The 22619-nt window shown below is 63.3% G+C and carries 30 protein-coding genes, 2 tRNA genes and 1 pseudogene; 22 read left to right on the top strand and 11 right to left on the bottom strand.

Going from position 1 to position 22619, the window contains the following annotated elements:
- Position 1: 1 nt before the first annotated feature.
- Together KDW55_RS12725 and KDW55_RS12720 are read right to left on the bottom strand one after the other, a co-directional pair.
- The gene (locus tag KDW55_RS12725; protein WP_040144100.1) at positions 2-547 is read right to left on the bottom strand and encodes an NUDIX hydrolase; all 546 of its coding nucleotides are present in this window, start codon (positions 545-547) and stop codon (positions 2-4) included.
- A 173-nt stretch (positions 548-720) separates the two neighbouring features.
- Positions 721-797 (bottom strand) — tRNA-Met (locus tag KDW55_RS12720).
- A gap of 211 nt (positions 798-1008) precedes the next feature.
- On the opposite strand from KDW55_RS12720, the gene KDW55_RS12715 reads away from it, so the two are divergent.
- From KDW55_RS12715 to KDW55_RS12705, 3 genes are read left to right on the top strand one after another with little or no spacing between them, the layout of a single operon-like run.
- The gene (locus KDW55_RS12715; protein WP_212160664.1) at positions 1009-1506 is read left to right on the top strand and encodes a heme-degrading domain-containing protein; all 498 of its coding nucleotides are present in this window, start codon (positions 1009-1011) and stop codon (positions 1504-1506) included.
- Between the two features lie 3 nt (positions 1507-1509).
- Positions 1510-1848: a multidrug efflux SMR transporter gene (locus KDW55_RS12710; protein ID WP_040144102.1), complete on the top strand. Its 339-nt coding sequence runs from the start codon at positions 1510-1512 to the stop codon at positions 1846-1848.
- A gap of 31 nt (positions 1849-1879) precedes the next feature.
- Entirely contained in the window at positions 1880-3028 is a 1149-nt protein-coding gene (locus KDW55_RS12705) for an enoyl-CoA hydratase/isomerase family protein (protein WP_209825238.1), read from the top strand.
- Positions 3029-3154: 126 nt separating this feature from the next.
- Here KDW55_RS12705 and KDW55_RS12700 read toward each other — a convergent pair whose 3' ends face one another.
- Positions 3155-3583, bottom strand: coding sequence for a hypothetical protein (locus KDW55_RS12700; protein WP_040144938.1), 429 nt, complete (start codon positions 3581-3583; stop codon positions 3155-3157).
- A 341-nt stretch (positions 3584-3924) separates the two neighbouring features.
- Here KDW55_RS12700 and ssuD point away from each other — a divergent pair, with 341 nt between their 5' ends.
- From ssuD to KDW55_RS12650, 10 genes are all read left to right on the top strand, one after another.
- A complete protein-coding gene (gene ssuD / locus KDW55_RS12695) occupies positions 3925-5082 on the top strand; it encodes an FMNH2-dependent alkanesulfonate monooxygenase (RefSeq protein WP_069241953.1) in 1158 nt (385 codons plus the stop codon).
- Positions 5083-5098: 16 nt separating this feature from the next.
- On the top strand, positions 5099-5908 hold the full coding sequence (gene ssuC / locus KDW55_RS12690; RefSeq protein ID WP_040144104.1) for an aliphatic sulfonate ABC transporter permease SsuC: 810 nt from the start codon (positions 5099-5101) through the stop codon (positions 5906-5908).
- Positions 5905-6864, top strand: coding sequence for an ATP-binding cassette domain-containing protein (locus tag KDW55_RS12685; protein ID WP_040144105.1), 960 nt, complete (start codon positions 5905-5907; stop codon positions 6862-6864). Before ssuC ends, KDW55_RS12685 begins: the two co-directional genes overlap by 4 nt.
- Positions 6865-6920: 56 nt before the next feature.
- The gene (locus KDW55_RS12680; RefSeq protein ID WP_006400187.1) at positions 6921-7136 is read left to right on the top strand and encodes a molybdopterin-binding protein; all 216 of its coding nucleotides are present in this window, start codon (positions 6921-6923) and stop codon (positions 7134-7136) included.
- Between the two features lie 138 nt (positions 7137-7274).
- Positions 7275-7472, top strand: coding sequence for a hypothetical protein (locus KDW55_RS12675; RefSeq protein WP_006758004.1), 198 nt, complete (start codon positions 7275-7277; stop codon positions 7470-7472).
- A 55-nt stretch (positions 7473-7527) separates the two neighbouring features.
- Positions 7528-7782, top strand: a complete 255-nt coding sequence (locus tag KDW55_RS12670; RefSeq protein ID WP_040144106.1) for a hypothetical protein — start codon at positions 7528-7530, stop codon at positions 7780-7782.
- A 126-nt stretch (positions 7783-7908) separates the two neighbouring features.
- Positions 7909-8895: a tRNA dihydrouridine(20/20a) synthase DusA gene (gene dusA / locus KDW55_RS12665; RefSeq protein WP_069241358.1), complete on the top strand. Its 987-nt coding sequence runs from the start codon at positions 7909-7911 to the stop codon at positions 8893-8895.
- Positions 8896-8954: 59 nt separating this feature from the next.
- A tRNA-His gene (locus KDW55_RS12660) sits at positions 8955-9030 on the top strand.
- A 105-nt stretch (positions 9031-9135) separates the two neighbouring features.
- Entirely contained in the window at positions 9136-9612 is a 477-nt protein-coding gene (locus KDW55_RS12655; protein WP_212160663.1) for a hypothetical protein, read from the top strand.
- 562 nt (positions 9613-10174) lie between these two features.
- Entirely contained in the window at positions 10175-10411 is a 237-nt protein-coding gene (locus tag KDW55_RS12650; protein ID WP_212160661.1) for a hypothetical protein, read from the top strand.
- Between the two features lie 303 nt (positions 10412-10714).
- Here KDW55_RS12650 and KDW55_RS12645 read toward each other — a convergent pair whose 3' ends face one another.
- Both KDW55_RS12645 and KDW55_RS12640 read right to left on the bottom strand, forming a co-directional pair.
- Positions 10715-11059 carry a hypothetical protein gene (locus tag KDW55_RS12645; protein WP_249173931.1) on the bottom strand — a complete coding sequence of 115 codons (345 nt, stop codon included), beginning with the start codon at positions 11057-11059 and terminating at the stop codon, positions 10715-10717.
- A gap of 102 nt (positions 11060-11161) precedes the next feature.
- A complete protein-coding gene (locus tag KDW55_RS12640; RefSeq protein ID WP_212160660.1) occupies positions 11162-11941 on the bottom strand; it encodes a sterol desaturase family protein in 780 nt (259 codons plus the stop codon).
- A 386-nt stretch (positions 11942-12327) separates the two neighbouring features.
- On the opposite strand from KDW55_RS12640, the pseudogene KDW55_RS12630 reads away from it, so the two are divergent.
- A pseudogene (locus KDW55_RS12630) lies at positions 12328-12823 on the top strand (lysozyme).
- Positions 12824-12928: 105 nt separating this feature from the next.
- On the opposite strand, the gene KDW55_RS12625 reads toward KDW55_RS12630, so the two are convergent.
- A complete protein-coding gene (locus tag KDW55_RS12625) occupies positions 12929-13159 on the bottom strand; it encodes a hypothetical protein (protein WP_158374038.1) in 231 nt (76 codons plus the stop codon).
- Between the two features lie 5 nt (positions 13160-13164).
- Here KDW55_RS12625 and KDW55_RS12620 point away from each other — a divergent pair, with 5 nt between their 5' ends.
- The 3 genes from KDW55_RS12620 (at position 13165) to KDW55_RS12610 (ending at position 14166) form a co-directional block, all read left to right on the top strand.
- Positions 13165-13515 (top strand): DUF2612 domain-containing protein, encoded by a 351-nt coding sequence (locus KDW55_RS12620; protein ID WP_249173930.1) that lies wholly within the window; start codon positions 13165-13167, stop codon positions 13513-13515.
- 22 nt (positions 13516-13537) lie between these two features.
- A complete protein-coding gene (locus KDW55_RS12615; protein ID WP_212160659.1) occupies positions 13538-13774 on the top strand; it encodes a hypothetical protein in 237 nt (78 codons plus the stop codon).
- 176 nt (positions 13775-13950) lie between these two features.
- Positions 13951-14166 (top strand): hypothetical protein, encoded by a 216-nt coding sequence (locus KDW55_RS12610; protein ID WP_212160658.1) that lies wholly within the window; start codon positions 13951-13953, stop codon positions 14164-14166.
- Here the strand turns inward: KDW55_RS12610 and KDW55_RS12605 are convergent.
- On the bottom strand, positions 14141-15394 hold the full coding sequence (locus tag KDW55_RS12605) for an acyltransferase (protein ID WP_212160656.1): 1254 nt from the start codon (positions 15392-15394) through the stop codon (positions 14141-14143). The genes KDW55_RS12610 and KDW55_RS12605 overlap by 26 nt on opposite strands.
- A 572-nt stretch (positions 15395-15966) precedes the next feature.
- Complete coding sequence (locus KDW55_RS12600; RefSeq protein ID WP_040144114.1) at positions 15967-16431, bottom strand: hypothetical protein; 465 nt, start codon at positions 16429-16431, stop codon at positions 15967-15969.
- A 303-nt stretch (positions 16432-16734) separates the two neighbouring features.
- Between KDW55_RS12600 and KDW55_RS12595 the strand changes: the two genes are divergently transcribed.
- Entirely contained in the window at positions 16735-17166 is a 432-nt protein-coding gene (locus KDW55_RS12595; RefSeq protein ID WP_069241359.1) for a hypothetical protein, read from the top strand.
- A 724-nt stretch (positions 17167-17890) separates the two neighbouring features.
- On the opposite strand, the gene KDW55_RS12590 is transcribed toward KDW55_RS12595, so the two are convergent.
- Positions 17891-18634: a DUF695 domain-containing protein gene (locus tag KDW55_RS12590; RefSeq protein ID WP_212160655.1), complete on the bottom strand. Its 744-nt coding sequence runs from the start codon at positions 18632-18634 to the stop codon at positions 17891-17893.
- A gap of 194 nt (positions 18635-18828) precedes the next feature.
- On the opposite strand from KDW55_RS12590, the gene KDW55_RS12585 reads away from it, so the two are divergent.
- The 3 genes from KDW55_RS12585 to KDW55_RS12580 all read left to right on the top strand — a co-directional run bounded on the left by KDW55_RS12585 (position 18829) and on the right by KDW55_RS12580 (position 20278).
- A complete protein-coding gene (locus tag KDW55_RS12585; RefSeq protein ID WP_212160654.1) occupies positions 18829-19137 on the top strand; it encodes a phosphatidylserine/phosphatidylglycerophosphate/cardiolipin synthase in 309 nt (102 codons plus the stop codon).
- A gap of 64 nt (positions 19138-19201) precedes the next feature.
- Positions 19202-19426 (top strand): hypothetical protein, encoded by a 225-nt coding sequence (locus KDW55_RS29755; RefSeq protein WP_080294580.1) that lies wholly within the window; start codon positions 19202-19204, stop codon positions 19424-19426.
- Between the two features lie 378 nt (positions 19427-19804).
- Positions 19805-20278: a VOC family protein gene (locus KDW55_RS12580; RefSeq protein WP_040144118.1), complete on the top strand. Its 474-nt coding sequence runs from the start codon at positions 19805-19807 to the stop codon at positions 20276-20278.
- Positions 20279-20378: 100 nt separating this feature from the next.
- Here the strand turns inward: KDW55_RS12580 and KDW55_RS12575 are convergent, their stop codons facing one another.
- On the bottom strand, positions 20379-21350 hold the full coding sequence (locus tag KDW55_RS12575; RefSeq protein WP_040144119.1) for a sensor domain-containing diguanylate cyclase: 972 nt from the start codon (positions 21348-21350) through the stop codon (positions 20379-20381).
- Positions 21351-21612: 262 nt separating this feature from the next.
- Here KDW55_RS12575 and KDW55_RS29425 point away from each other — a divergent pair, with 262 nt between their 5' ends.
- The gene (locus tag KDW55_RS29425) at positions 21613-21825 is read left to right on the top strand and encodes a hypothetical protein (protein WP_059544199.1); all 213 of its coding nucleotides are present in this window, start codon (positions 21613-21615) and stop codon (positions 21823-21825) included.
- Between the two features lie 161 nt (positions 21826-21986).
- Here KDW55_RS29425 and KDW55_RS12570 read toward each other — a convergent pair whose 3' ends face one another.
- A complete protein-coding gene (locus KDW55_RS12570) occupies positions 21987-22610 on the bottom strand; it encodes a phospholipase D family protein (protein ID WP_069241361.1) in 624 nt (207 codons plus the stop codon).
- Positions 22611-22619 lie beyond the last annotated feature (9 nt).

Here is a 22619-nt window from a genome sequence, read left to right as displayed (position 1 = left end):
CTCAGCCGTTGCGCAGCGAGCGGAAGATATCGCCGGTATGGACGCCGTAGTCGCCGGCGGCGCGATCGGCGAAGAAGAAGCGCAGCGTCTGGCTGACGGTCGGGAACGCGATTTCGTCCCACGGGATGTCGGCTTCGTCGAACAGCTTGACTTCGAGGCTTTCCTCGCCGGCCTCGTACGCAGGATCGACCAGACGCGCCAGGTAGAACAGGTGGACCTGGTGCACGTGCGGCACGTTCAGCAACGTGAACAGGTTCTGCACTTCGACGCGTGCGCCGGCTTCCTCGAGCGTTTCCCGTGCTGCGGCCTCGGCCGTCGTTTCGCCCATTTCCATGAAACCCGCCGGCAGCGTCCAGAACCCGTAGCGCGGTTCGATCGCGCGCCGGCACAGCAGCACCTGATCGCCCCAGACCGGCACCGTGCCCACCACGTTGCGCGGATTCTGGTAATGGATCGTGCCGCAGTGATCGCAAATGAAGCGCTCGCGGTTGTCGCCCGGAGGAATGCGCGCGATGACTTCGTGACCGCAGACGGAGCAGAATTTCATGTCGAGTGGAAGGGACGAGGTGATGCGAGTGTATCACCGGGGCGGGGCATTCTCGAACGCGAGCGCGCGTGCGTGACGCAGGCTGCGAAGCGCACGATGCGACGTGCGCCGCCGTGCGTGGAAAAACAAAAAGCCCGGCATGGAGCCGGGCTTTTTGCATCGAATCGGGACGTTGGTTGCGGGGGTAGGATTTGAACCTACGACCTTCGGGTTATGAGCCCGACGAGCTGCCAGACTGCTCCACCCCGCGTCCGTCGAAGAATTGAATTATAGGGAGTAACGCGAATGCGTGCAAGCACTTTCTGACAATCGTGCTGCGATCGACAGCGGTGTCCTTGTAGGGCCGGTACGGCGGGCGCGTGCGCTAGAATCGAGCGGTTTGCTTGTCGTTCATTCCTGCAGCGGGCCGCGCGTCATTGCGCCGGCGTCGTTGTCACCCTCACTACTGCATCGACTGATTCATGGACATCGCTCACGATCTGCAATCGATCGGCGCGCAGGAACAGGCGCTCGTGTTTTCCCATTTCGACCCGGCACGTGCGTGGGCGCTCGGCAATCGGATGCATGCGCTCGCCACGTCGCGCGGGCATGCGATCGCAATCGACATCGTCACGTTCGGGCAACCGCTGTTTTATGCGGCGCTCGCCGGCGCGACCCCCGACAACGCCGACTGGGTGCGCCGCAAGCGCAACGTCGTCGCGCATTTCCGCCGCAGCTCGTATGCGATCGGGCTGCGCATGCAGCAGGCCGGCGCGACGCTCGCGGACAAGCACGGGTTGCCGATTTCCGAGTATTCCGCGCACGGCGGTTCTTTTCCGCTGACCGTCGCCGGCGCCGGCGTGATCGGCTCGATCACCGCATCTGGGCTGCCGCAGCGCGCGGATCACGAGTTCGTCGTCGAAGCGCTGTGCGCCGAACTCGGCCAGGACTACGCCGTGCTGGCGCTCGCGAGGAACTGAACGATGCAGCTTCCAGGTTATGCATGGCTCGCGATCGCGATTGTCGCGGAAGTGATCGGCACGTCTGCGCTGCGCGCGGCAGACGGTTTCACGCGCTTGTGGCCGTCCGTGCTCGTCGTGGCCGGCTACGGCACCGCGTTCTACTGCCTGTCGCTCACGCTGCGCACGATGCCCGTCGGCATCATTTACGCGGTTTGGTCGGGCGCCGGTATCGTGCTGATCACGCTCGTCGCGATGCTGCTCTATCGTCAGGTGCCGGATCTGCCGGCGGTGATCGGTCTCGGACTGATCGTCGCGGGCGTCGTGGTGCTGAACCTGTTCTCGAAGATGCAGGCGCACTGAGCGTGCGCTTTCACTACGCCGGATGGCTCACATGACCGATTCCACTCCCGCTTCCGCAGAATCCGCCCAGCCCGACGTGCGCACGTACGTAGCCAACCGTATCGGCTATCTCGAACTGAACCGGCCGAAGGCGCTGAATGCGCTGTCGGTTGAGATGATACGCCTGATGCAGCAGGCGCTCGACGCGTGGCGCGATGACGCCGAAGTTGTTGCCGTCGTTGTGCACAGCCCGCATCCGCGCGCGTTCTGCGCGGGCGGCGACGTGCGCTTCTTCCACGACGCGTGGCGGCGGGGCGACCGCGCCGCGGTCGACACGTTCTTCATCGACGAATACACGCTCAACCATACGATCTTCACCTATCCGAAACCGTACATCGCGCTGATGCACGGCGTCGTGATGGGCGGCGGCATGGGCATTTCGCAGGCGGCCCGGCATACGGGCGGGCTGCGTGTCGTCACCGACTCGACGAAGATGGCGATGCCCGAAACGCGCATCGGCCTGTTCCCGGACGTCGGGATGAGCTGGTTCCTCGCGCGCACGCCCGGCGCGCTCGGCCGCTATCTGGCCGTGACCGGCGCGACGCTCGATGCGGCCGGCGCGCTGTATGCGCAGCTCGCCGACGTCTACGTGCCCGATGCCGCGTTGCCGGCGCTGCTCGACACGCTGCGTACCGCGCGCATCGACAGCGGTGCGCAGGCCGTTGCCTGCGTGGCCGACGCGGCTGCCGCGCACAAGGTCGTGCCGACGCCTGATACGTCGGCGCTGGCCGATGCGCGCTCCGGCATCGACCGGCACTTTGCGCGGCCCGATATCGGCGCGATTCTCGCGTCGCTCGACGCCGAGCAGGACTGCGCGGCCGTCGACGGATGGGTCGAGAAGGCGACGCATGCGATGCGCACGCAATTGTCGCCGCTGTCGATGGCCGTGTCGCTCGAACTCGTCGAGCGGGCCCGTGGCGCGACGATGGCCGAGTGCCTGCGGCGCGATCTCGATCTCACGCGCTCGACGTTCGCGCGCGGCGACGTGATCGAGGGCGTGCGCGCGCTCATCGTCGACAAGGATCATCAACCGGCGTGGCGCTTCAAGTCGACCGCGGACGTCGACCGTACGGACGTGCTCGCGATGTTCGACAGCCCGTGGACGCCCGATACGCATCCGCTGCGGAATCTGAAGGACTGACGCCGGCGCGTGGCCGAATCGACACGGCACACAAAAAAGGCCGCCTGCATGCTCGTGCAGGCGGCCTTTTCGCAGGCGGATGCCGTTCGGTCGGGCGGCGCGCAGCGCGCGGCGCCGCCGTGTGCTTCATTCGTCGCCGGCCTCGTCGGACATGAACGCGCGCATGAACACGAGCGCGCCGAATCCCCACACCGCATTCGCGGCGAAACCGGTCGCGAGCACCGGCATCATGTTGCCGGACGGCCAGATCCCGCGCAGCGGATCGATCGCGAACACGCGCGCGGCGGTGAGTACGATCCCGCCGAATACCAGCGCGCCGATCCACGGAGCTTCCCGTTCCGGCGACACGCGCAGCAGCCACGCCATCGGGATCGCGCAGCATGCGCTGATCAGCGCGTTCGCGACGAATTCAGGAATGCCGAGCGGCGCGAACGGTTGCGTGGAAAACCCGGCTGCCGCGATCAAGTCGGCCGTGTGCAGCAGTGCGAGCGTCGCTTCGCGGAAGAAGAGGGCGGCCAGGAAGCCGGACAGAAACGGCAGGATGACTTTCTGCATCGATGAGTGCATTGCAGGCGCGGTCGGCCGGGGCTGTCCGCGCGAAGTTATTCGGATAGGTGCGCCATTATAGGGCCCGGCCGACGCGATATTCGCTGCAGCGTCGTGCTAATCACGAAAGCGGAAAACCTAAGCTCAAAAAAATCGTTCCAAAGCCCTGCACCGATCCATAGACTGATTTCCCAGAAACAGCCGTGCAATCGCGTACTCGCCCGCTGCACGGCCTGACCGGCGAGCCATCCCGATTCGAACGCACACCATGCATGCGTCGCGCCCTCGCGACGCGAGCAGGGCGTCGTTTTATCCCGATTCCGGCAAGGACAGTGAAGCAGGAGCAGCAGATGAATGTTTTCTGGTTTATCCCCACGCATGGCGACAGCCGTTATCTCGGCACCGCCGAAGGCGCGCGCGCCGCAGACTACGACTATTTCAAGCAGATCGCCGTCGCGGCCGACACGCTTGGCTACGAGGGCGTGCTGCTGCCGACCGGGCGTTCGTGCGAGGACGCGTGGGTCGTCGCGTCGAGCCTGATTCCGGCGACGCAGCGTCTGAAGTTCCTCGTCGCGATCCGTCCCGGGATCGCGTCGCCGGGGCTGTCGGCGCGGATGGCCGCCACCTTCGACCGCCTGTCCGGCGGCCGCCTGCTGATCAACGTCGTGACGGGCGGCGATGCGGCCGAGCTCGAAGGCGACGGCCTGTTCGCCGATCACGACACGCGCTACGAAATTACCGACGACTTCCTGAACATCTGGCGCGGGCTGCTGTCCGCATCGCACGAGAACGGCGGGTTCGACTACATCGGCAAGCACCTTCAGTCGAAGGGCGGCAAGGCGCTGTATCCGCCCGTGCAGCGGCCGCACCCGCCGCTGTGGTTCGGCGGGTCGTCGCCGGCCGCGCACGCGATCGCAGCCGATCACATCGATACATATCTGACCTGGGGCGAACCACCCGACGCTGTCGCGAAGAAGATCGCCGACATCCGTGCACGTGCCGACGCGCGCGGGCGCAAGATCAAGTTCGGCATCCGGCTGCACGTGATCGTGCGTGAGACCGAGGATGAAGCATGGCGCGACGCCGAGCGGCTCATCAGCCGACTCGACGACGACACGATCGCCCGCGCGCAGAAGGCATTCGCGAACATGGATTCCGAAGGCCAGCGCCGGATGGCCGCGTTGCACGGCGGCAAGCGCGGCGGCCGCGAGGCGCTGGAGGTCTATCCGAACCTGTGGGCCGGCGTCGGGCTCGTGCGCGGCGGCGCGGGCACCGCGCTCGTCGGCAATCCGGAGCAGGTCGCGGCGCGCATGCGCGAATACGCGGATCTCGGCATCGAGACGTTCATCCTGTCCGGCTATCCGCATCTCGAAGAGTCGTACCGTTTCGCCGAACTCGTGTTTCCGCTGATCAAGGGCAAGGACGCAAAGCGGGCTTCCGGTCCGCTGTCGGGGCCGTTCGGCGAGATCGTCGGCAACAACTACCTGCCGAAGGCGGCCCAGAGTTGAACGAAGGAGGCCTGCAATGACTACCAAAACGTCGACGACAGGCGCCGTGGCCGCACGTGCATGGCGCGGCGTCGCGCCATGGCTCGTGCCGCTCGCGCTGCTGGTTGCATGGGAAGTCGGCGCGCGCGTCGGCTGGCTGTCGACCCGCGTGCTGCCCGAACCGATTGCGGTCGTGCGGGCCGCGTGGTCGCTCGTGAGTTCGGGCGAGATGTGGGCGAACGTGAAGGTCAGCACCTGGCGAGCGCTGTTCGGCTTCGCGATCGGCGGCGGCGTGGGCCTTGCGCTCGGGCTCGCGACCGGCTTGTCGAAAGCGGCGGAAGTTGCGCTCGATTCGACGATTCAGATGATCCGCAACATTCCGGCGCTCGCGATGATTCCGCTCGTGATCCTGTGGTTCGGGATCGACGAGAAGGCGAAGCTGTTCCTCGTCGCGCTCGGTGTGTTCTTCCCCGTCTACATCAACACGTATCACGGGATCCGATCGGTCGACGCAAACCTGATCGAGATGGCAAAGAGCTACGGCGTGCGCGGCTTCGCGCTGTACCGCGACGTGATTCTTCCCGGCGCATTGCCGTCGATTCTCGTCGGCGTGCGCTTCGCGCTCGGGCTGATGTGGGTGATGCTGATCGTCGCGGAAACGATTTCCGCGCAGTCGGGCATCGGCTACATGACGATGAACGCGCGGGAATTCCTGCAAACCGATGTGGTGGTAGTCGGGATCCTGCTGTACGCGGTGCTCGGCAAGCTGGCCGACGTGCTCGCGAAATGGATCGAGCGCGTGACGCTGCGCTGGCACCCCGCTTATCAATCAGGAGCGAAGGCATGAATGCGACGACTTCGGCGGCCGCCTACGGCCCGCTCGCCGGCGCGGACCTGGACGTGGAGCTGGCGCAGGCGCGCGTGGCGGATGACGACGCACGCAATGCGGCAATCGTCGACCGGGACAGTGGCGCATCGATCGTGCCGCTCTCCCGGCGGCGCACGGGCGGCCCGGCGCAGGACGACGCGGTGACGTTGTCGGGCGTCAGCAAGCGTTTCGGTTCGCGTACCGTGCTCGACAACGTCGAGCTCGGCATCGCGCGCGGCAGTTTCGTCGCGATCGTCGGGCGCAGCGGCTGCGGGAAATCCACGCTGTTGCGTCTCGTCGCGGGGCTCGAGGAACCGAGCGGCGGCACGCTCGTGACGCGCGGCGACGGCGGCGGCGCGCTCGACACCCGGATCATGTATCAGGATGCGCGGCTGCTGCCGTGGAAGACCGTGCTGCAGAACGTGATGCTCGGCCTTGGCCGCGGCGCACGCGATCAGGCGCGTGCGGTACTCGACGAAGTCGGGCTGTTGGAGCGTGCGAACGACTGGCCCGCGCAGCTGTCCGGCGGCCAACGGCAGCGCGTCGCGCTCGCACGCGCGCTCGTACATCGGCCGCAATTGCTGCTGCTCGACGAGCCGCTCGGTGCGCTCGACGCGCTGACCCGCATCGAGATGCATGCGCTGATCGAGCGGTTGTGGCGAGAACACCGGTTCACCGCGCTGCTCGTCACGCACGACGTGCAGGAAGCCGTCGCGCTCGGCGACCGGATCCTGCTGATCGAGCAGGGACGTGTCGCGCTCGACCAAGCGGTGCCGCTGGACCGGCCGCGTGCGCGTGCGTCGGCCGCATTCGCGGCGCTCGAGGATCGCGTGCTGCAGCGTGTGCTCGCGGGTGGGCCCGGCGGTGCCGGACAGCCTGTCGCCTCTGAAACCAATCACGTACGACCGGCCGGGCAGATCCGCTGGGCCGTTTAAATCCGGGCGGCATCGGCCGCCCGTTCTCGGACTTTTTCTTCGGAGCGATCAACCCGATGAGCATTACTGCAATCAACGTGCGCAACCAGTTCAAAGGCAAGGTTAAGGAGATCATTCGCGGGCCGGTCGTGTCCGAGGTCGACGTCGAGACGCCGTTCGGCATCGTCACGTCGGTGATCACCACGCGTTCGGTCGACGAACTGGAGTTGAAGGTCGGCGCGGAAGTCGTCGCGCTGGTGAAGTCCACCGAGGTGTCGATCGCGCGCCTCTGATCCCGTTGTGTGGCGCCGGCGGGCTGCGTACGGACTACCGGAGCGCGGCGGCCGGCGGCCTTGCCGCGCGTTTGCCTCTGTATTCGGCGTCCGGACGAAGTGCTAGGATGGAGCGACACCGATGCCGGAGGCCAACGCATGACCCCCATCCTTTCTCCCGAAGCCATCGAGGCGCTGAAGTGGATCGACCAGTTCGGCGACAGCCGGGCGGTTCCCGCTGCGTTCGACGACGTGGTCTATGCGTTGCTGAACGAAGGGCTGATTTACCAGGCGGCCGCGGACCGCGTCGACCTGACCGCCGACGGCAAATCCGTTTTGTCCAACGAATACGATTGAGCGCACGGCGCCGGCCGCCAAAGCGGCCCGGTGCCGCGTCGCGACGGAGCGAACGATGGAACCGAGAGGCAGCGATCTCGGCGACTTCAGCGAGCCGTACCGCGGCTACGAGATCGAAGTGAAGACCGAGCAGGTATGGGACGGTGAGCGTGCACACTTCCGCGTGCTGCAAGGCGACGCCGTGCGGATCGACTGGCGGCTCGTCAAGGTCGACGGGATGCTGCTGACCGAACGGCGCGTGATCGAGCGCGTCCTCGACGAAGCGCGGCGGGCCGTCGACGCCGAACTGGGCGGTGGCGGAGCGGTCTAGTCCGGGCGCCCAGCCGGTCCGGCGGCGTTGCGGTAAAATGTCGGGTTATTTCCCGCGCCGCTTTCCGTGCCGAATTTCATGTCCGCTTCGTCTTCGCTTCCTCCTCGCCGTGTGTCCGTGGCGCCCATGCTCGACTGGACCGACCGTCATTGCAGGTCGTTTCATCGCACGCTGACGCGCGACACGTGGCTGTATACGGAAATGATCACGACGGGCGCGCTGCTGTTCGGCGACGCGCAGCGGCATCTCGCGTTCACGCCGAGCGAATCGCCGGTTGCGCTGCAGCTCGGCGGCAGCGAGCCGGACGATCTCGCGCGCGCCGCGAAGCTGGGCGAGCAGTGGGGCTATGACGAGATCAACCTGAATTGCGGCTGCCCGTCCGAGCGCGTGCAGCGTGGAGCGTTCGGTGCGTGCCTGATGAACGAGCCGCAGCTCGTGGCCGACTGTGTGAAGGCGATGCGCGACGCGGTGTCGGTGCCGGTTACGGTCAAGCACCGGATCGGCGTCGACGCGGTGGAGGACTACGCGTTCGTGCGCGACTTCGTCGGCAAGGTGGCGGAAGCCGGCTGCGAGACGTTCGTCGTGCATGCGCGCAATGCAATCCTGAAGGGGCTGTCGCCGAAGGAGAATCGCGAGATCCCGCCGCTCAAGTACGACTATGCGTACCGGCTGAAGCGGGATTTCCCGTCGCTGGAGATCGTGATCAATGGCGGGATCAAGACGCTCGACGAGGTTGCGCAGCATCTCGAGCATGTCGACGGGGTGATGCTCGGTCGCGAGGCTTATCACAACCCGTACGTGCTCGCGGGCGTCGATGCGCGCTTTTATGGATCGACCGCGGCGGTGCCGACGCGCGAGGAGGCCGAGGCGAAGCTGATCGAATACTGTGCGGCGGAACTGAAGCGCGGCACGTATCTCGGCGCGATCGTGCGGCATGCGCTTGGGCTGTATCGCGGCGTCGCCGGTGCGCGCGGCTGGCGTCGCGTGCTGTCCGACAACAAGAAGCTCGCACGCGGCGATCTGGCCGTGTTCGAGGAGGCGCGTACGCATCTGAACGTCGCCGAAGAAATTTTTGAAAAAAATGCTTTGCAAGATTCAAAAGTGTTCGTATAATCTTGTTCTTCGCTGCTGAACACGAAACGAAACAGCGAAGAAACAAAGCAGTATCAGTGGTGGCTGTAGCTCAGTTGGTAGAGTCCAGGATTGTGATTCCTGTTGTCGTGGGTTCGAGTCCCATCAGCCACCCCAACAAATTCAAGCACTTAGCCCAGTCATTGCGACTGGGCTTTTTGCTTTCTGAAATCCGTGTAACCACCATGTAACCGGATTTCGTCAATCGCGAAGCGAATCTCAATGCCGCTCTTTCACATCTCCAACCATCAATTCGCGATTGGTGACTTGGTACAGCGCGGTCGCTGGGGTAATGCCCTTCGGAATTATCACTTCGACGCGGGCTCACCTGACGGCGCGTACAAGGGCTGGCGGCTCGCCAGTGAACTGGTGCTCGAGCAGGTAAGGCGGGAGATTGCCTCGCACCTGCCAAGCCGTTTGGATTGCACGTTTGCATTTACAGACCACGGTCAAGCCGTCGCGCGAATGCCGTTGTGGGCATCTCCCGCGCATCTGTACGAAGTCGAGATGGTCGTTCCAGACGCTGCAGTGCACGTGGCGGACTGGCATCTACTCTCCGGTCCGATTCGCTTCAATCCATCTGCCCCGTTCATGGCCTTGAATGAACAGCTCGCAAAGGAATACTGGGTGCCAGTGGCCGCACTCCAGATGCCGGAGATGTTGTGCGCATCTGATTTGCGCGTGACAGCAATTCTCTAGCAGCGCTCCTGTAACGTCGGACAGCTCATCACGGCTGCATGACTCTTCTCTAACGTCGGAGAAGGTGTCGGTCCTATCACCGCAACTCATCCGCCATCCGTTACCATTCGACTAAAAGTTGAACGGGGTAAGGGGGCAAAATGGGCGGGTGGACCAGAATCTGGGTGGTGTTGACGGTTGCGATGAGTGTTATCGCTGCATGGACCTATACGGACAGGGTCCAATCGGCTGAGCGGCGTGCGAACCAGGAATATCGCACTGCGCTCGACGCCGCGGAGTCCTGCCGACAGACGCTAGCAGCTGGGCAGCCTGGTGCTTCAGACGCGTTCGGCCAATTGCTGTACCGGGATTGTGCCGATGGTGCAAAGACCGGGGCATTAAGCGCGGCGCAATTGGCAAGCAAACGAGACGACGCTATTGCCGTATCCAAGCGAGACTTGGCTATTGCAACAGTGTCCTTCGTCGCGTGGGTAAGTGGCTCGGTCGGGGCGTTTTTCTTTTCTGTAGGTTGGATTCGGCGGGGATTTCGCAGAAAGACACCGGCACGATAGGAGAACGAGAAATGGAATGGTTATGGGGTATATTCGCGCTGACAGTCAGCGGCATCGGGGCCGCCTGGGACTGGGCCAACGCTCATTGGCTTGCAATTCTCGTTATTTTGATCCTCGTGGAACTACAGTCCGTCTCGACGAAATTAAACCGCATCGAACAACGCCTCAACGTCATGCAGATGGATGACCAGCAGGTGAGGCGCACCGTAGAAAATATCGACGCCAAGACGTATTTTCGGGACTCGTAGCCTCGCGCGCGCACGCACGTATTGGTCCGAAAACTCGTGGCTTTTTTATGGACACGGAAAACTAGTCCCGTCGCGGGCGCGTATCTGTCCTAGAATGATTCCGTTCGGTCGTGCCAACCAATTGGCGCTAGGAGTTTTTTGCAGGCTGACTCGGTCCGGCGTTTGAATTCCTTTGATTGATTTCAAAGCGTCGAACCGGCGTTCAGCGTTTGCTGTTTTGCCGCCGTTCTGACAGAGAGGTGCGGTCTTTGGCTGTTCTTTGGCCGTTGCCGGGCCATGGGCAAGCGCGGTCCATTAACGTAGTCAGTCGGCTATTCCTTCACCGGTCGACGGCTCGAGTTCTCCCAGGGCGATTTTCACCAGGCGTGCGTGCCGTTCCTGCTCGCTTTGAATCAGGCGCAGGCGTCGCTCATACTCGACGGCGACATCGGGATGGAAGTCGCGCAGATAGGGAAGCTTGCCGCCGGCTTCTGCAAGGTGGGCCGTACAATGCAGGCAGTCGAGTGAGCCCATGCCGTAGGCGTATTGCCGCGGTATTTCGACACCCTCGGCATGGAGATACGAGTTCTGATCATGCCGACCATCTACGTGCAGTTCACTGACTCGAGCGAGCAGGAAATCGGAGGCTGGTTCGGTATGCCGCAGCAACAGGGTGATACGCGAACTGTGGCGAGACCGATTACTCGGACCCACGGTGGGCGGCGTATTACGACGCGCAGCCGGAATTCGCCCGGGCTGACATGCCCGCGCCTACTTCACCGTGACGTTTTCCGCCGACTGCGCCGCGATAGTATCGTCTCGGCGTCGGAACGGCATGAACAGGTAGTCGGCCATAGTCCTGGGTTCGGCGACTCCGGGCACTCCGACTTCGGGCCATTCGTCGCGACGCGGGAACCGAGCCGTCCGAAATAGGATGTCCCAGATCGCCGAGCCGGACCCAAAGTTGCGGTTCCAGTCGCTCTTATGAATAGAGTGGTGCATGCGATGGAATCGGTTGTCCGGGATGATGTATCGGAACCATCCGAGGCTGATGCGCGTGGCTGAGTGTTCGTAAATCCCCTGTGCTCCTAATATGGCGCCGATAATCGCCGGGATGTATCCGGTGTTCCAGTTAATAAGTAGCGTCATCGGAACGATGAGAAACGGGATTCGGAAAATTTCTTCAGTCCAGTGGTGCGCGCTGTTGAACGCGTTCATGTTGCGAATTGCATGATGGACTTCATGGAAGCGCCATAGAAAAGCACTGGTGTGCTGAAACCGGTGAAACCAATAATAGAAAAAATCGCCGAGGATCGTCGAGACGATCGCTATCGCGATATAGGCCGGCCAGCGCAGCGCCGCGTGCTCAGAGTGGCTCAGGACGCTGATGTCGAGCATGAACAGCGGTCGGAGGCCGAGACTCGTCCATAGACTATTGAAGGCGGCGAAAAATGCCGTTGTGATGACCACATACGCCGCCCAAAACCCAGCTCCCCGGACCCTGGATGCAAGCGTTGCTCTCCCCAGCGGCAGGAGCAGTTCGAGCAGCAAGCACCGGCAGCAAGTTATGAGCGTATGCCAAGGCTGTATTGGCGAAATTGTGCAAGTAAGCGGGCATAAGAGTCAGACGCTGTTCTCAGGCGAGTGCCACATTCTATTGCTACTGTCAAATCGGGCTTGCGAGTGTGAGATTCGCAGCGCGCAAGACGAGGGATTTTACATCTGCCGCCAACGCGCGGCTTTTTTCGTTTACGGCGACTCGATGAAGAACGATCTCGCGACGAGTGTTGCGCAAGTGGCGCCCGCAGCGGGTAGCAACTTCTGGCTGTGGCTCACCGGCCACGACATCAACTGGTGGGTAGCCGTCGCGACGATAGCGCACATCGGCCTGCGGGCGTGCTACCTGATCAAAAACAAGAGCAAGAGGGCACTGCTCGATGGCCAACGTACCGAAGAAGACACTCGCTGGTGTTGTGGGGGCTGCTGCGGCAGCTCTTCTTGTTTCCGGGTCCCGAAGTTCGGGGGACTTGAGCTCGTCGCGCGGCCGAACCCGATCGGGATCGTCACGGCGTGCAACGGCGACACGAAGGACGTGCGCGCCGGCCAGCGCTTCACGCCCGACGAGTGCCGTGCGCGCCTCGAGCAACGCCTGATCGAGCACGCTCGCCGGTGCCGAAATGCACGCCCGGCCTGAAGGGACGCACGCACCGGCTCGCGGCCGCCGTGAGCTTTACCTGCAACGTCGGCGCCGGCGCGTATTGCGGCAGCACGACGTCGAGGCGCTCCAATGCTGATGACTGTACGGGCGCGTGCCGCGCGATGAACGAGGCCGGCAACGGCCGGCCTCAGCGGGTGACGGGCGGCGGCCGCGTGCTGCCGGGTCTGGTGAAGCGCCGAGAGATCGAGCGCGCAACGTGCGAGCGCGGCCTATGACGACCACGAAAACCCACGAAACGCGGCGCACGCTTGCCGGGGACGTCTTCAATACCGATTCGGGCCTGCTAGTAATGCGACCGAGGCGGCGAAGGCCTGGAAGTCTTACGGCTCCGGCGCCTCGGTGCGCGGCTGCTGTTCGTTCCGCTGCACCTCACGACAGGGGGCGCTTTGCCTCAGGGCGACCTCGCGCTTGGCGCGCACCGTCGCGGCCGCGCGCTCGATGCGGAGGTCGCGCGAGACGCGAGTTGCATCGATGTCCGCGGCGCACATGTCGTCGAACGTTCCCAACAGCGGTCCGCTGCGTTGCTTGTAGTCGTCGCGCGTGTACTGCAACCGTGTTGGAGGACGACACGTATCGGCTCGTCGCCCACGCGAAGATCGGCCCGAACCATTGGGACGACACGCTTGAGTCGAGCGCTGTGACCCGGAGCATCATTTTCGGCGCGGACACGCATGTGTTCATCGAGGACCACCAGGACATGTCGATGACGGTCGGGATCGTAGGCAAGGTTCCTTCGGCCGTCTTCCTCGCGCTGCTCGCCGGCGGCTACATTCCGCTGAAACGCGAGGGCGTGCGGGTGAACTACGCGATCGTGACCCGCGTCGACACCGTGTCCCTATTCGGTTTTGACGTTAGCGATCAATACATCGCTGGATTCGATACCGGGGCGTCGGCCGTACTAGCCTAAAACACCCAACGCGCTTATCGCCATGAGCCGCCTGCGGGCGGCTTTTCTATTGCTCGGAGCACAGAGGGCGAACAATACACAGAGGGCGAACAATAACTTCAAAGTGTTCGCGGGTGCAGCCAACGCGAACGTGATGAGGCTGGCCGATTACGACGCGCTCGTTGGGCTGCTCACTGGCTTCCAAAGCGGTACCGCGCGGTCGCAGCAACTCAACACGGCGGGGCGCCGGAGTACGATCATCGCGGCCGTACTGGCGTAATGCATCGCTGACCTGACGGGGAGGACGCGATCGACGATGGGACGACCGCCACGCTGCCCGCAAATCCGAAAACCGCTTTTCAGGCGCAGTCGGCCGCGGTAGTCGCTTCCGTTCGGAACCGGACGACGAACATTCCGAGTGCGTCCGCGACTGCCGCACTGACCGGAGACCGGACAATGTCGGTACCGCACCGAGGTGGAAAAACCCGTGTGGTTGCGGGTTTCAACAAGACGATAAGTCTCGCGGCGAACGGCGCGGGCGGCATGGATACCGGCACGGCGCCGAGCGGCGGTGTCGTCGGCATTTACGCAATCTTCAATGCGACGAGCGGAGCTACGGCGCTCCTGGCCGTGAACGGAAAGCTGTTTACCGCTCCATCGATTGGCGATTGACAGGGGAGCCGTGGTGTCGGTATTGAGCCACCCGCCTCGAAATACGGATCGAAGTGCGATCGACGTATTTGTAAAAAGGGACCGCAATAAGAAGCGAGGCTGTCAGTCCAATCGAGGTCGATGCGATGACAGCTGTCATATAGCCAAATGGCTGGGCCCATGAGAACACAGCGCATCCCAATGTGAGCAGGATGGCGAAGTGTGTCAGGTAAAGACTGAACGAAATTTTCCCCAGCCATTGAGGGATGCGCGAGGACAGGAGGTCGCGCGCGCCCTTGCAGAAAAGTACGCCGAGAAAAATAAAAACCGCACTGACTTGGCATTCAAGTTGGAATGCGTTAATTGCCCGCATAACCGGCGCCCGGTTTGTGACATCTAATATTTGTTGAAATTGATGCTCCAGTGGGATAAATGCCAACAAGATCCCTCCCGCCAGCATGGTCAGTCCAACTGCCGAGTTGAGCAGAGAGGCTCTAAGATTGCCCGTATGCACTACCTGGTAGACAACGAAGCCGAGCATGAATAGGGACAAGAAACTCGTGCCTGCGGTCACGAATATCACCAGTATGGCGACTCGCGCGACGATTTTCGGAAATGACCGAACGATGAATGCCGCCGCCAGTACCACGATCGACCCCCAGAACTCAAGATGAAGAGTCCAGAGAGGAGGGTTCGTCGAATTGATTAGCGGGGTCAGTATTTGCGAGGATGTAAGGAATTCAATATGCGAGAAGATAGAGAATGGGCCGTATCCAAGAAGCATCGAATTCGCGACCAGTTCCTTCGCGAACATAACAGGGCTGAGATCTTCTCTCCATAATGCGGCTAGCCAAGTTGATCCTGAAATTGCGCCTGCGTGCGCCTCCGCATTGTGAAAAAATAGTTTTAGAAGTGCGGCGATAATCAGCGATGCTGCGACTGGAAGATAGAGCCGCAGGGATCGTTTGAGTACTTGTGTTGGGATCGAAGAGGGCGAGTTTAGAAAAGAGCTGGCAAGCACGAATCCGCTCATAATGAAGAATATGTAGACTGCCACATATCCTTGGACTGCAACAAAAAGCGGGGAGCTTGACGCGGCCTTTTCCCACGAGAAATGTTCCGGCAAGCCGGCGCGCGTAAATACTGGCAAGAACGCTGAGCCGTAGTGAAGAAGGACGACTTGCAGGGCAGCGACGCCGCGAAGTCCGTCCACAAATTCAAATTTTGATGCTCGCGGTTGTGTAGTCATTGCGGGTGGGGGTCTCGATTTCGGGGGGATTCTACACGGAGCGAGACTGTCCCGCGGATCCCCCCCCGTCACTCCCGCGGCGTTCCGCCCACGATCAATCCATCCGTATTGCACGAGCCGCTCGTCGCAGTTTCGATACTGTGCCCGAGCGACGATCGTCGTCATTCACTCGCGCCGCGCGGCAGCCTCCCGTCCGCTGGCGCGTCGGCGCAACAAAGCGGCGCCCCCGTTTCGCGGCACGCATCGCGAGAATTTGGCGGAATAGGCCAGAGGCTTGGCGTCAGCAGCCGATGCTTAACATGCGTGCATTGGGTAATGTGGTGACTTCCTCGTGCCCGCAGTTTTGCAGGCTCGTTCGGTCCCGACGACCCGGAACGCGTCGGGACATTTTTTGTCGGCGCGCACCGCGAACGAATCAGAGGACAGCCACGCGACAACGCGCGCGTGCAATGCGCGCGACACGCCGCGGACCGCAGCAAATGAATTACGAACCTCATGCTCGGTGCGTCTGAGCCCACTGGAACGTCACGCGCGGCGCAGCACATTCCACAAAAAGCGAGGCGATGTGTCCGTTACTCCCCGCAATACCTGACGAGCAAATCCGCTTCCGTTTCATGCACTTCGACCGGCACACTCGTCGCCCCCGCATATGCGAGATAGCGCGCGCGATGCTGGCCGTTGCGGAACGACGCGACGCCGACCTTCGACAGGCCCGGGATGCCGAGCAGCGTCCGCGTTCTCGTCTCGCGAAACGTGATGAACGGCATGTCCGGAATCCTCGCTTTGGCAGGGTCGAGAAAGTCGCGAATGCCGGCGGCTTTGCCGGGCGCCCAGTACTGGACCGACGGCAGCACATAGTCGGTCGTGTCGCGGTCGGCGCAAACCAACAGCTTCGTCAGGTCGACGGTCACGACGCGGTGGCGCGAATCGTCGGATGCGAATATCCGCTTCAGGTGCGTGTACGCATAGGTGGCGTGTCCCGGAAGCTGCACGATCCATACATCGACGCCGTGATGTTGTGCCCGAACGAGTGTCATTGTTTCCTTGAGTGGGGAAGCGGTCTTTGCGGCGCGAGTGTAGCAGCGGCGCCGCGCTCGCGAGGCGGCCGAAACGCCGGCCAGATGTGGCGAGACCGTCTGCCGGGAAGCGCTGCATGGAGACGATCGCAAAACGCAGGCGGCCGGCATTTTCAAGCGACGTCGTCAGACTGTGAGAATATCGCGATACCTTCTGTCGGAATGACGGGCGGCGACGGATTCACAGAAGGTTCACGCAACACGTGAAGCCGTCAATTGCAACGCTTGCGAGAACCGAGTGCGGATTATTGACCAGCGAAAATCATGTCATCGGAACTAAAGATCGACTATCTCGATTACCGTTTCACGGCGACACTCGCGACGCGCGAAACGGGGCGGGTCGCCGTGGTCGACTGGCAACTCGATTCCGTCGGGCGAGGCAAGACGTTCGCATGGACGCTGCTCGACCGGTTCTTGAAGCGCAACGATTTCGCGCACCCGGAAGATGCGCGCGCGAATATCGTCGAGTGGCTCGACCAGCTGGGGACCACACGCGGTGCAACGCCCCCGGACATGACGGCGTCACCCGCGGCGGCGATCGGCGGTGTCACGCGCCGTGCTGAAATCGGCGCGGTTAGCGCAGTCGAGACTGATTCTTCCGTCGCGGAAGTCATTAGCGACGTCGGCGTCGAAATTGCCAGCGATCTCGGCTGGATCGACATGATTGCCGAATGGTTCACGGACGGTCCGGCATAGCGTCGGACTCGCCTCTCCGTCAAGCGGGCGATGTCAATCGCGAAACGTCGCTTCGCCAAAAAAACCGATAGAAAATCACGAATACGAGAACGGCGGAATGACGGCGCTCGGCGAAGGAATACGACATGCCGGAGAGCGGCGCACGATTAAAAATCGCCTGTATAAATCGAAAAATCCGGACGCTGGAATGCGCAATCTCCACTGCCGCGACGCCGTCCGAAACCGCCCGATATGAACGGCCCGTCGATCGATTTATCGCCGGAGAGAGTCGCGACCGCTGCGCTGCTCGCCGGTGTGCCGCGCCGACGATGTCGCGATGCGCGCGTCGCGTCGCATGCGGACGTTTTCCCGCCGCAAGGGTGAGTTGCCGCACATACCGTTGCACGGGCCGAGGTCACAATCTTACCGGTTGACCGTTCTACCCCGGCCCGGTCAACCGTTTCCCCGCTCGCTCGCGCAGGAGCGGGGCTTTTTGCCCGTCCGACGCATGCAGGCCGCGCCGGCGGAACGGGACAGGCGTTCGGCACACGGCGTCTCGCGCCGCGGCATCCGTTCGCCTGATCCGCATGAATCGCTTTCCTCGTGCCTGAGCGCTTGCTTGGGCCCGTCGCCGGCTGTGGCCGGCGACGCCTTGATCCCGGCGGCGTGCCGTCGCGCTGCCGGGATGTTTTTTGTACTGAATCCGTCAAGCCGAATTCCGTGCGGCGCACGCGCGTCGGCCTGATCAACCTGCCTGCTCGATGCTGGTTTCCCAGCCGTCGTATTCGCCGCCGAGCGCGCGTGCCTCGGCATTGATCTGCAGCGTATGGCGGGTAATATCGGCGAGCGCCGTCGTGCCTTCGTGCGCGAATCGTACGGCCGATTTGCCATCCTCGGTGGGGGCGACCGACTCGACGAGATAACCTTTCGACTCGGCCCAGTCCGCGAATTGATGCGCATCGCTCGGTTCCGCGAAGTACGCCCAATGCATCACGCGCCGGCTCACGTCGCTCACGTCGCCTTTCTGGCGCAGCGCTTCCAGCACGCGCATGTCGCGCATCAGTTGCCAGTCGTCGTCGGTCGGGTAGAGCGTACGCCAGTAAGTTTCCTTGTCCGGATCGTCCTGGTAGGCGTACTGAAGCGCGTAGGTCGTCCGTTCGGCCAGCGAGTCGACGATTTCGGCCGCTGCTTCCTCGTCGAACGGCACATAGAAAAGGAAATCCTGGTTGCCGTCGACTGTGATGCGGCCGACCTGCACGCCGTTTTTCGCGGTCACGGCCGCGTCCAGCAGATCCTCGATCTGTGTGAGACCGGCGAACTCGTCGCTGCTCGGCAGGCCCTCGGGCGTCGGATCGGCAAGCGCGACGCGCACGCTGAGCAGCGACGTGCGCGGGTCGGTTTCCGCGATCTCCGCGAAGCCGTGATTGAAGCTGATGAAAGCCTGATGGTCGCCCATTCTGGCCGGGAAGGTTCCCCAGGCGTCGGTCATGTGTTTCTCCCGTGCACGATTGTCTGTTGACGGTTGCAAAGCGTCCCAATGTATCATCGAAAATCAGGTTGGCCGAAGCGCTCGTCACGCGTCGGGCAACGGCCGGTGCCGATCGAATTCGTGTTGCCGACACGCCGCCGTTTGGCTTCGTCGTCCGGCCGTTGCCGGCCGCCACCTTTTCGGAGGAGAGACCGATGTCGATGTTCGCGGTGAATGGTGTCCGAATCGATGTGCTCAGCGCGCGCGTCACGCACGTTCGCTGGGCGGCCGTCAATCCGGCGGACCGGTCTTGGGCCGCGACGCCGAGCGAGGCGACGGTCGCGGAAGTGGCGCGCGCGCTTGCGTGCGGCAGCGAAGTTCGTGCCGTGTTCGACGAAACGGACGGAATGGCGGTCGGCCCGAGGCTCAAGCGCGTGCTGTATCGCGACGCGTCGGAAGGCATCGAACTGGACATCGACGCAACCAACGAGTCGCGCACGTTGCGCGATCTTCCGCAGATCTGAGCGGAGAGGGGCGCGAGCGCCCGCGAATCGCTCAAGCAGCTATCTTCCTAGCGAGGACGAAGCCATGTGCCGATCCCTCATCGTGTCGTTGGCGGCCGCTCCTTGTCTGATGCTCGCCGCCTGCCAGACCGAACCCGTGCACCCGTCGCCCGAGACCGCATCGACAGCGGTTCCGGCGTCACCAGCGGCGCCCATTCGCGGGATCGCTTTCGCTCCGCACCTTACGGGGCAGAGTCACTGGAGTGTCCATCAGTGCACGTCCGACGGTACGGCCAACGCATGCAATTGACGAGGCCGCCGATGCGCCGGGCGAAGCATGTCTGCGGACGGTTTCCAGCTGCCATGTCGATCCGCACGCGCATACATTGGCGGGCGTCGCGCATGACCGGTAGTCCTGCCGGCCCGTGGTAACGGCTCGTTTGCCAGGCGTCTGCCGTGTCGCGCGGAACATGTCGCGGACAGCTCGGCGTGCTCGATGAACCCGTCAGTCACCCGGATCGGTTCGCCGCATCGAGGATGCTTCGGGCCAGATCGCGCCTTCGAGAACGAAAAAAATATCGGCACGCGTGTCGATTTGCGTCGATCCCGTTCGTCGTAGCGTCGGGGGCGTACGCATCGTGCGTCCGCCCGTTTTTCGACACGACAACCGACTGAAGGAGCGACACCCATGGCCACCACCGTCAAGCCGATCCCGGAAGGGATGCGCACGCTGACGCCGCACCTGATCTGCGCCGGCGCCGCCGCCGCGATCGAGTTCTACAAACGCGCGTTCAACGCGACCGAACGGTTTCGCCTGCCGACGCCCGACGGCAAGCTCGCACACGCATGCCTCGCAATCGGAGATGCGACGTTGATGCTCGTGGATGAAATGCCCGAGCACGGCGCGCTCGGTCCGAAAACGCTGAAAGGTACGCCGGTCTGCCTGCACCTGTTCGTGCCGGATACGGATGCGGCGATCGCACAGGCCGTCGCGGCGGGCGCGACGGTCCGGATGCCGGCCGCGGACATGTTCTGGGGAGACCGCTATGGACAGATCGAGGATCCGTTCGGCCATCGATGGTCGATCGCGACCCATCAGCGCGACCTGACGCCGGAACAGATCGCGGAAGCGATGGCGAGCGCGCCGCCGTGCGGGAGCTGAGCGGGCCCGGTCAACCGGATTGAGGGCGACCGGCGGCGGGCGACCGGCACTGTGCGGCAAGCGCCCACGGTGGCGTGTGCGCGTGCACGACTCGTCGCACCTACGCGCCGTCGGCCTTGCCGCGCTGCTTGTCCTCATACATCCGGCGATCGGCTGATTCGAGCAGGTCGGCCACCGTGCGATGCCGCGCGGGATCGTACGCGACATGGCCGACACTGAACCGGATCGCATAACCGCGTGCGTCGGCGGCGTTGCGCCGATCGAGCGCCTCGGCGACGCGCGCGATCGGCTCGCTGACGTCAGCCGCCTCGGTGGCGCTCAGCAGCACGACGAATTCGTCGCCGCCGAGCCGGGCGATCACGTCGCTGTCGCGCAGGGCGGCGGTCAGCGTGTCCGCGAATGTCTTGAGCGCGCGGTCGCCCTCCGCGTGGCCGAACCGGTCATTGATCGCCTTGAAGCCGTTCAGGTCGAAGAACAGCAATACCGCGTGCCGGCCCACACGCTCGCACAGGCTCAGCACGTGGCGCGCGAGGATCTCGAAGCCGCGCCGGTTCGTCAGTTGCGTCAGCTCGTCCGTGGTTGCCAGATGCAGTGCCGCGATCTCGCGTTCGGTCATGTGCGCGAGATCGCCAAGCAGTGCGCGTTCGTCCGCGGAGAACTCGCGCGGCTGCGTGTCGATCAGGCACAGTGTGCCGACCGGCGCGCCGTTCGGCGCTGCAAGCGGCCGGCCCGCATAGAAGCGAATGCCGGGCTGGCCGGTGACGAGCGGGTTGTCGTGAAAACGATCGTCGTTGCGCGCATCCTGGATCACCATCGTATCGCTCGCGAGCAGCGCATGCGCGCAGAACGAGACGTCGCGGGACGTCTGCGCGGCGTCGAGTCCGGGATGGCTCTTGAACCACTGGCGATTCTCGTCGACGAGGCTCACGAGCGCAATCGGGACGTTGAACAGTCGGCGCGCGAGACGCGTGAGCCGGTCGAACCGTTCTTCCGGCGGTGTGTCGAGGATCGATAGCGAATGAAGCGTCTCGAGCCGGGCCGCCTCATCGGCCGGTTTGGCAGCAATCTGCATGGGCTTTTGTCTCTGGTCCAGCCACAAGGCCGGACATCGATCGTGTGTCGCTCGGGGCTGCGCACGCGCGGGGTGTCTTCACGCCGCTGCTGTCGCCGCCATCGAGTGCGTATGGGACAGTATCGCGGATTCTGAGCGCCGCCGCCATGGTCTGCGACCGGCACATCATGCATGACGCAGGCATGATTTTTTTGTTTGACGTCTCAAGGCGTGCACGACGATGCCGTAAACAGGACGAGATCAATCGTTCACCTATCGCACCATGGTTCGTCTTCTGTACGCGGGTTATCTCGCGTTTGCGTTGTACTTGCTGTACCCAATGGTCCAGAACACGCTGAATTTCAGCACGGAATGCGTACTCGGGGCGTTGCCGGGCGCCGCGCATGACGGACCGAAGCCTGCCGTAAGCGACGCGCATGCGCGCAGCTGCGTCGCGTCCGCGCAAATCTCCGAGCGATCGCCAGGCATCCACTGATCCAGCTCGCTGCGGCAATGCCACGCTCGGCGCGCCGGCCATTCGGCCAGATTGATTGGCGGCCGAGGTGCGCCGATCATTGACGACATCACGCAGCGAAGGCGGGCAACGGCGAGCGCCCGCGTGACGCACCCGGCTGGCGGTCGCGTGCGTGCGGTACGTTAATAGGACGACCGGTACGGCGTGCCCTGGTCGAAGCGGCTCTGCCAATGCGTGAGGTAGCGCGACGCGAGCTGCGGGTTGTTCCACACCACGACGACGTTTTCGGAATTGCGGCTTGCGGCCGACGCGCTGTAGTTGAACGAGCCCGTCTCGACGTGTTCGGCGTCGATCACGAGATACTTGTCGTGATGGATCGCATAGGCATCGATCGTGCGTGTCGGAATGCCCGCATTGACGAGCAGGTTCAGTGCCTGTTTGCTGCTCTTCGCGCGATTGCCCTTGTCGTCGACGACGACTGCAACATTCACGCCGCGCCGCTTCGCGGCCAGCAGTGCGCGCGTGACGGGCGGCGACGTGAACGAGTAGGCGGCGACGCGAATCGAACTGCGCGCGGCGCCGATTGCCTTCAGCACGAGCGCCTCGGCGCCCCCGTCGGGCGAGAACGCCGATTCGACGACCTGCGTGGCCGGCGCTTCGTGGGTCGGAGCCGGCAGCAGCTGCGCGATGAAATCGATCGCCTGTTGCAACAGCGATTCGTTATGCGTTTTGCCGAAGGCGGCGAACGGTGTGGCGAGCAGGGAGGCGGCGAGGCAGGCAGCGGCGAGGCGTTGGCGCGTCAACATCTTGGACAG

Origin of the sequence: Burkholderia sp. AU19243 (assembly GCF_018148075.1) — a bacterium.
In the GTDB taxonomy this organism is placed as follows: Bacteria; Pseudomonadota; Gammaproteobacteria; order Burkholderiales; family Burkholderiaceae; genus Burkholderia; species Burkholderia latens_A.
This window is presented reverse-complemented; position numbering and strand designations above follow the sequence as displayed.

Bases quoted from the DNA above. Each gene is read 5' to 3' on its own strand.
- KDW55_RS12725 (WP_040144100.1), bottom strand. From the start codon at position 547: ATGAAATTCTGCTCCGTCTGCGGTCACGAAGTCATCGCGCGCATTCCT.
- KDW55_RS12715 (WP_212160664.1), top strand. From the start codon at position 1,009: ATGGACATCGCTCACGATCTGCAATCGATCGGCGCGCAGGAACAGGCG.
- KDW55_RS12710 (WP_040144102.1), top strand. From the start codon at position 1,510: ATGCAGCTTCCAGGTTATGCATGGCTCGCGATCGCGATTGTCGCGGAA.
- KDW55_RS12705 (WP_209825238.1), top strand. From the start codon at position 1,880: ATGACCGATTCCACTCCCGCTTCCGCAGAATCCGCCCAGCCCGACGTG.
- KDW55_RS12700 (WP_040144938.1), bottom strand. From the start codon at position 3,583: ATGCAGAAAGTCATCCTGCCGTTTCTGTCCGGCTTCCTGGCCGCCCTC.
- ssuD (WP_069241953.1), top strand. From the start codon at position 3,925: ATGAATGTTTTCTGGTTTATCCCCACGCATGGCGACAGCCGTTATCTC.
- ssuC (WP_040144104.1), top strand. From the start codon at position 5,099: ATGACTACCAAAACGTCGACGACAGGCGCCGTGGCCGCACGTGCATGG.
- KDW55_RS12685 (WP_040144105.1), top strand. From the start codon at position 5,905: ATGAATGCGACGACTTCGGCGGCCGCCTACGGCCCGCTCGCCGGCGCG.
- KDW55_RS12680 (WP_006400187.1), top strand. From the start codon at position 6,921: ATGAGCATTACTGCAATCAACGTGCGCAACCAGTTCAAAGGCAAGGTT.
- KDW55_RS12675 (WP_006758004.1), top strand. From the start codon at position 7,275: ATGACCCCCATCCTTTCTCCCGAAGCCATCGAGGCGCTGAAGTGGATC.
- KDW55_RS12670 (WP_040144106.1), top strand. From the start codon at position 7,528: ATGGAACCGAGAGGCAGCGATCTCGGCGACTTCAGCGAGCCGTACCGC.
- dusA (WP_069241358.1), top strand. From the start codon at position 7,909: ATGCTCGACTGGACCGACCGTCATTGCAGGTCGTTTCATCGCACGCTG.
- KDW55_RS12655 (WP_212160663.1), top strand. From the start codon at position 9,136: ATGCCGCTCTTTCACATCTCCAACCATCAATTCGCGATTGGTGACTTG.
- KDW55_RS12650 (WP_212160661.1), top strand. From the start codon at position 10,175: ATGGAATGGTTATGGGGTATATTCGCGCTGACAGTCAGCGGCATCGGG.
- KDW55_RS12615 (WP_212160659.1), top strand. From the start codon at position 13,538: ATGAGCCGCCTGCGGGCGGCTTTTCTATTGCTCGGAGCACAGAGGGCG.
- KDW55_RS12610 (WP_212160658.1), top strand. From the start codon at position 13,951: ATGTCGGTACCGCACCGAGGTGGAAAAACCCGTGTGGTTGCGGGTTTC.
- KDW55_RS12605 (WP_212160656.1), bottom strand. From the start codon at position 15,394: ATGACTACACAACCGCGAGCATCAAAATTTGAATTTGTGGACGGACTT.
- KDW55_RS12600 (WP_040144114.1), bottom strand. From the start codon at position 16,431: ATGACACTCGTTCGGGCACAACATCACGGCGTCGATGTATGGATCGTG.
- KDW55_RS12595 (WP_069241359.1), top strand. From the start codon at position 16,735: ATGTCATCGGAACTAAAGATCGACTATCTCGATTACCGTTTCACGGCG.
- KDW55_RS12590 (WP_212160655.1), bottom strand. From the start codon at position 18,634: ATGACCGACGCCTGGGGAACCTTCCCGGCCAGAATGGGCGACCATCAG.
- KDW55_RS12585 (WP_212160654.1), top strand. From the start codon at position 18,829: ATGTCGATGTTCGCGGTGAATGGTGTCCGAATCGATGTGCTCAGCGCG.
- KDW55_RS29755 (WP_080294580.1), top strand. From the start codon at position 19,202: ATGTGCCGATCCCTCATCGTGTCGTTGGCGGCCGCTCCTTGTCTGATG.
- KDW55_RS12580 (WP_040144118.1), top strand. From the start codon at position 19,805: ATGGCCACCACCGTCAAGCCGATCCCGGAAGGGATGCGCACGCTGACG.
- KDW55_RS12575 (WP_040144119.1), bottom strand. From the start codon at position 21,350: ATGCAGATTGCTGCCAAACCGGCCGATGAGGCGGCCCGGCTCGAGACG.
- KDW55_RS29425 (WP_059544199.1), top strand. From the start codon at position 21,613: ATGGTTCGTCTTCTGTACGCGGGTTATCTCGCGTTTGCGTTGTACTTG.
- KDW55_RS12570 (WP_069241361.1), bottom strand. From the start codon at position 22,610: ATGTTGACGCGCCAACGCCTCGCCGCTGCCTGCCTCGCCGCCTCCCTG.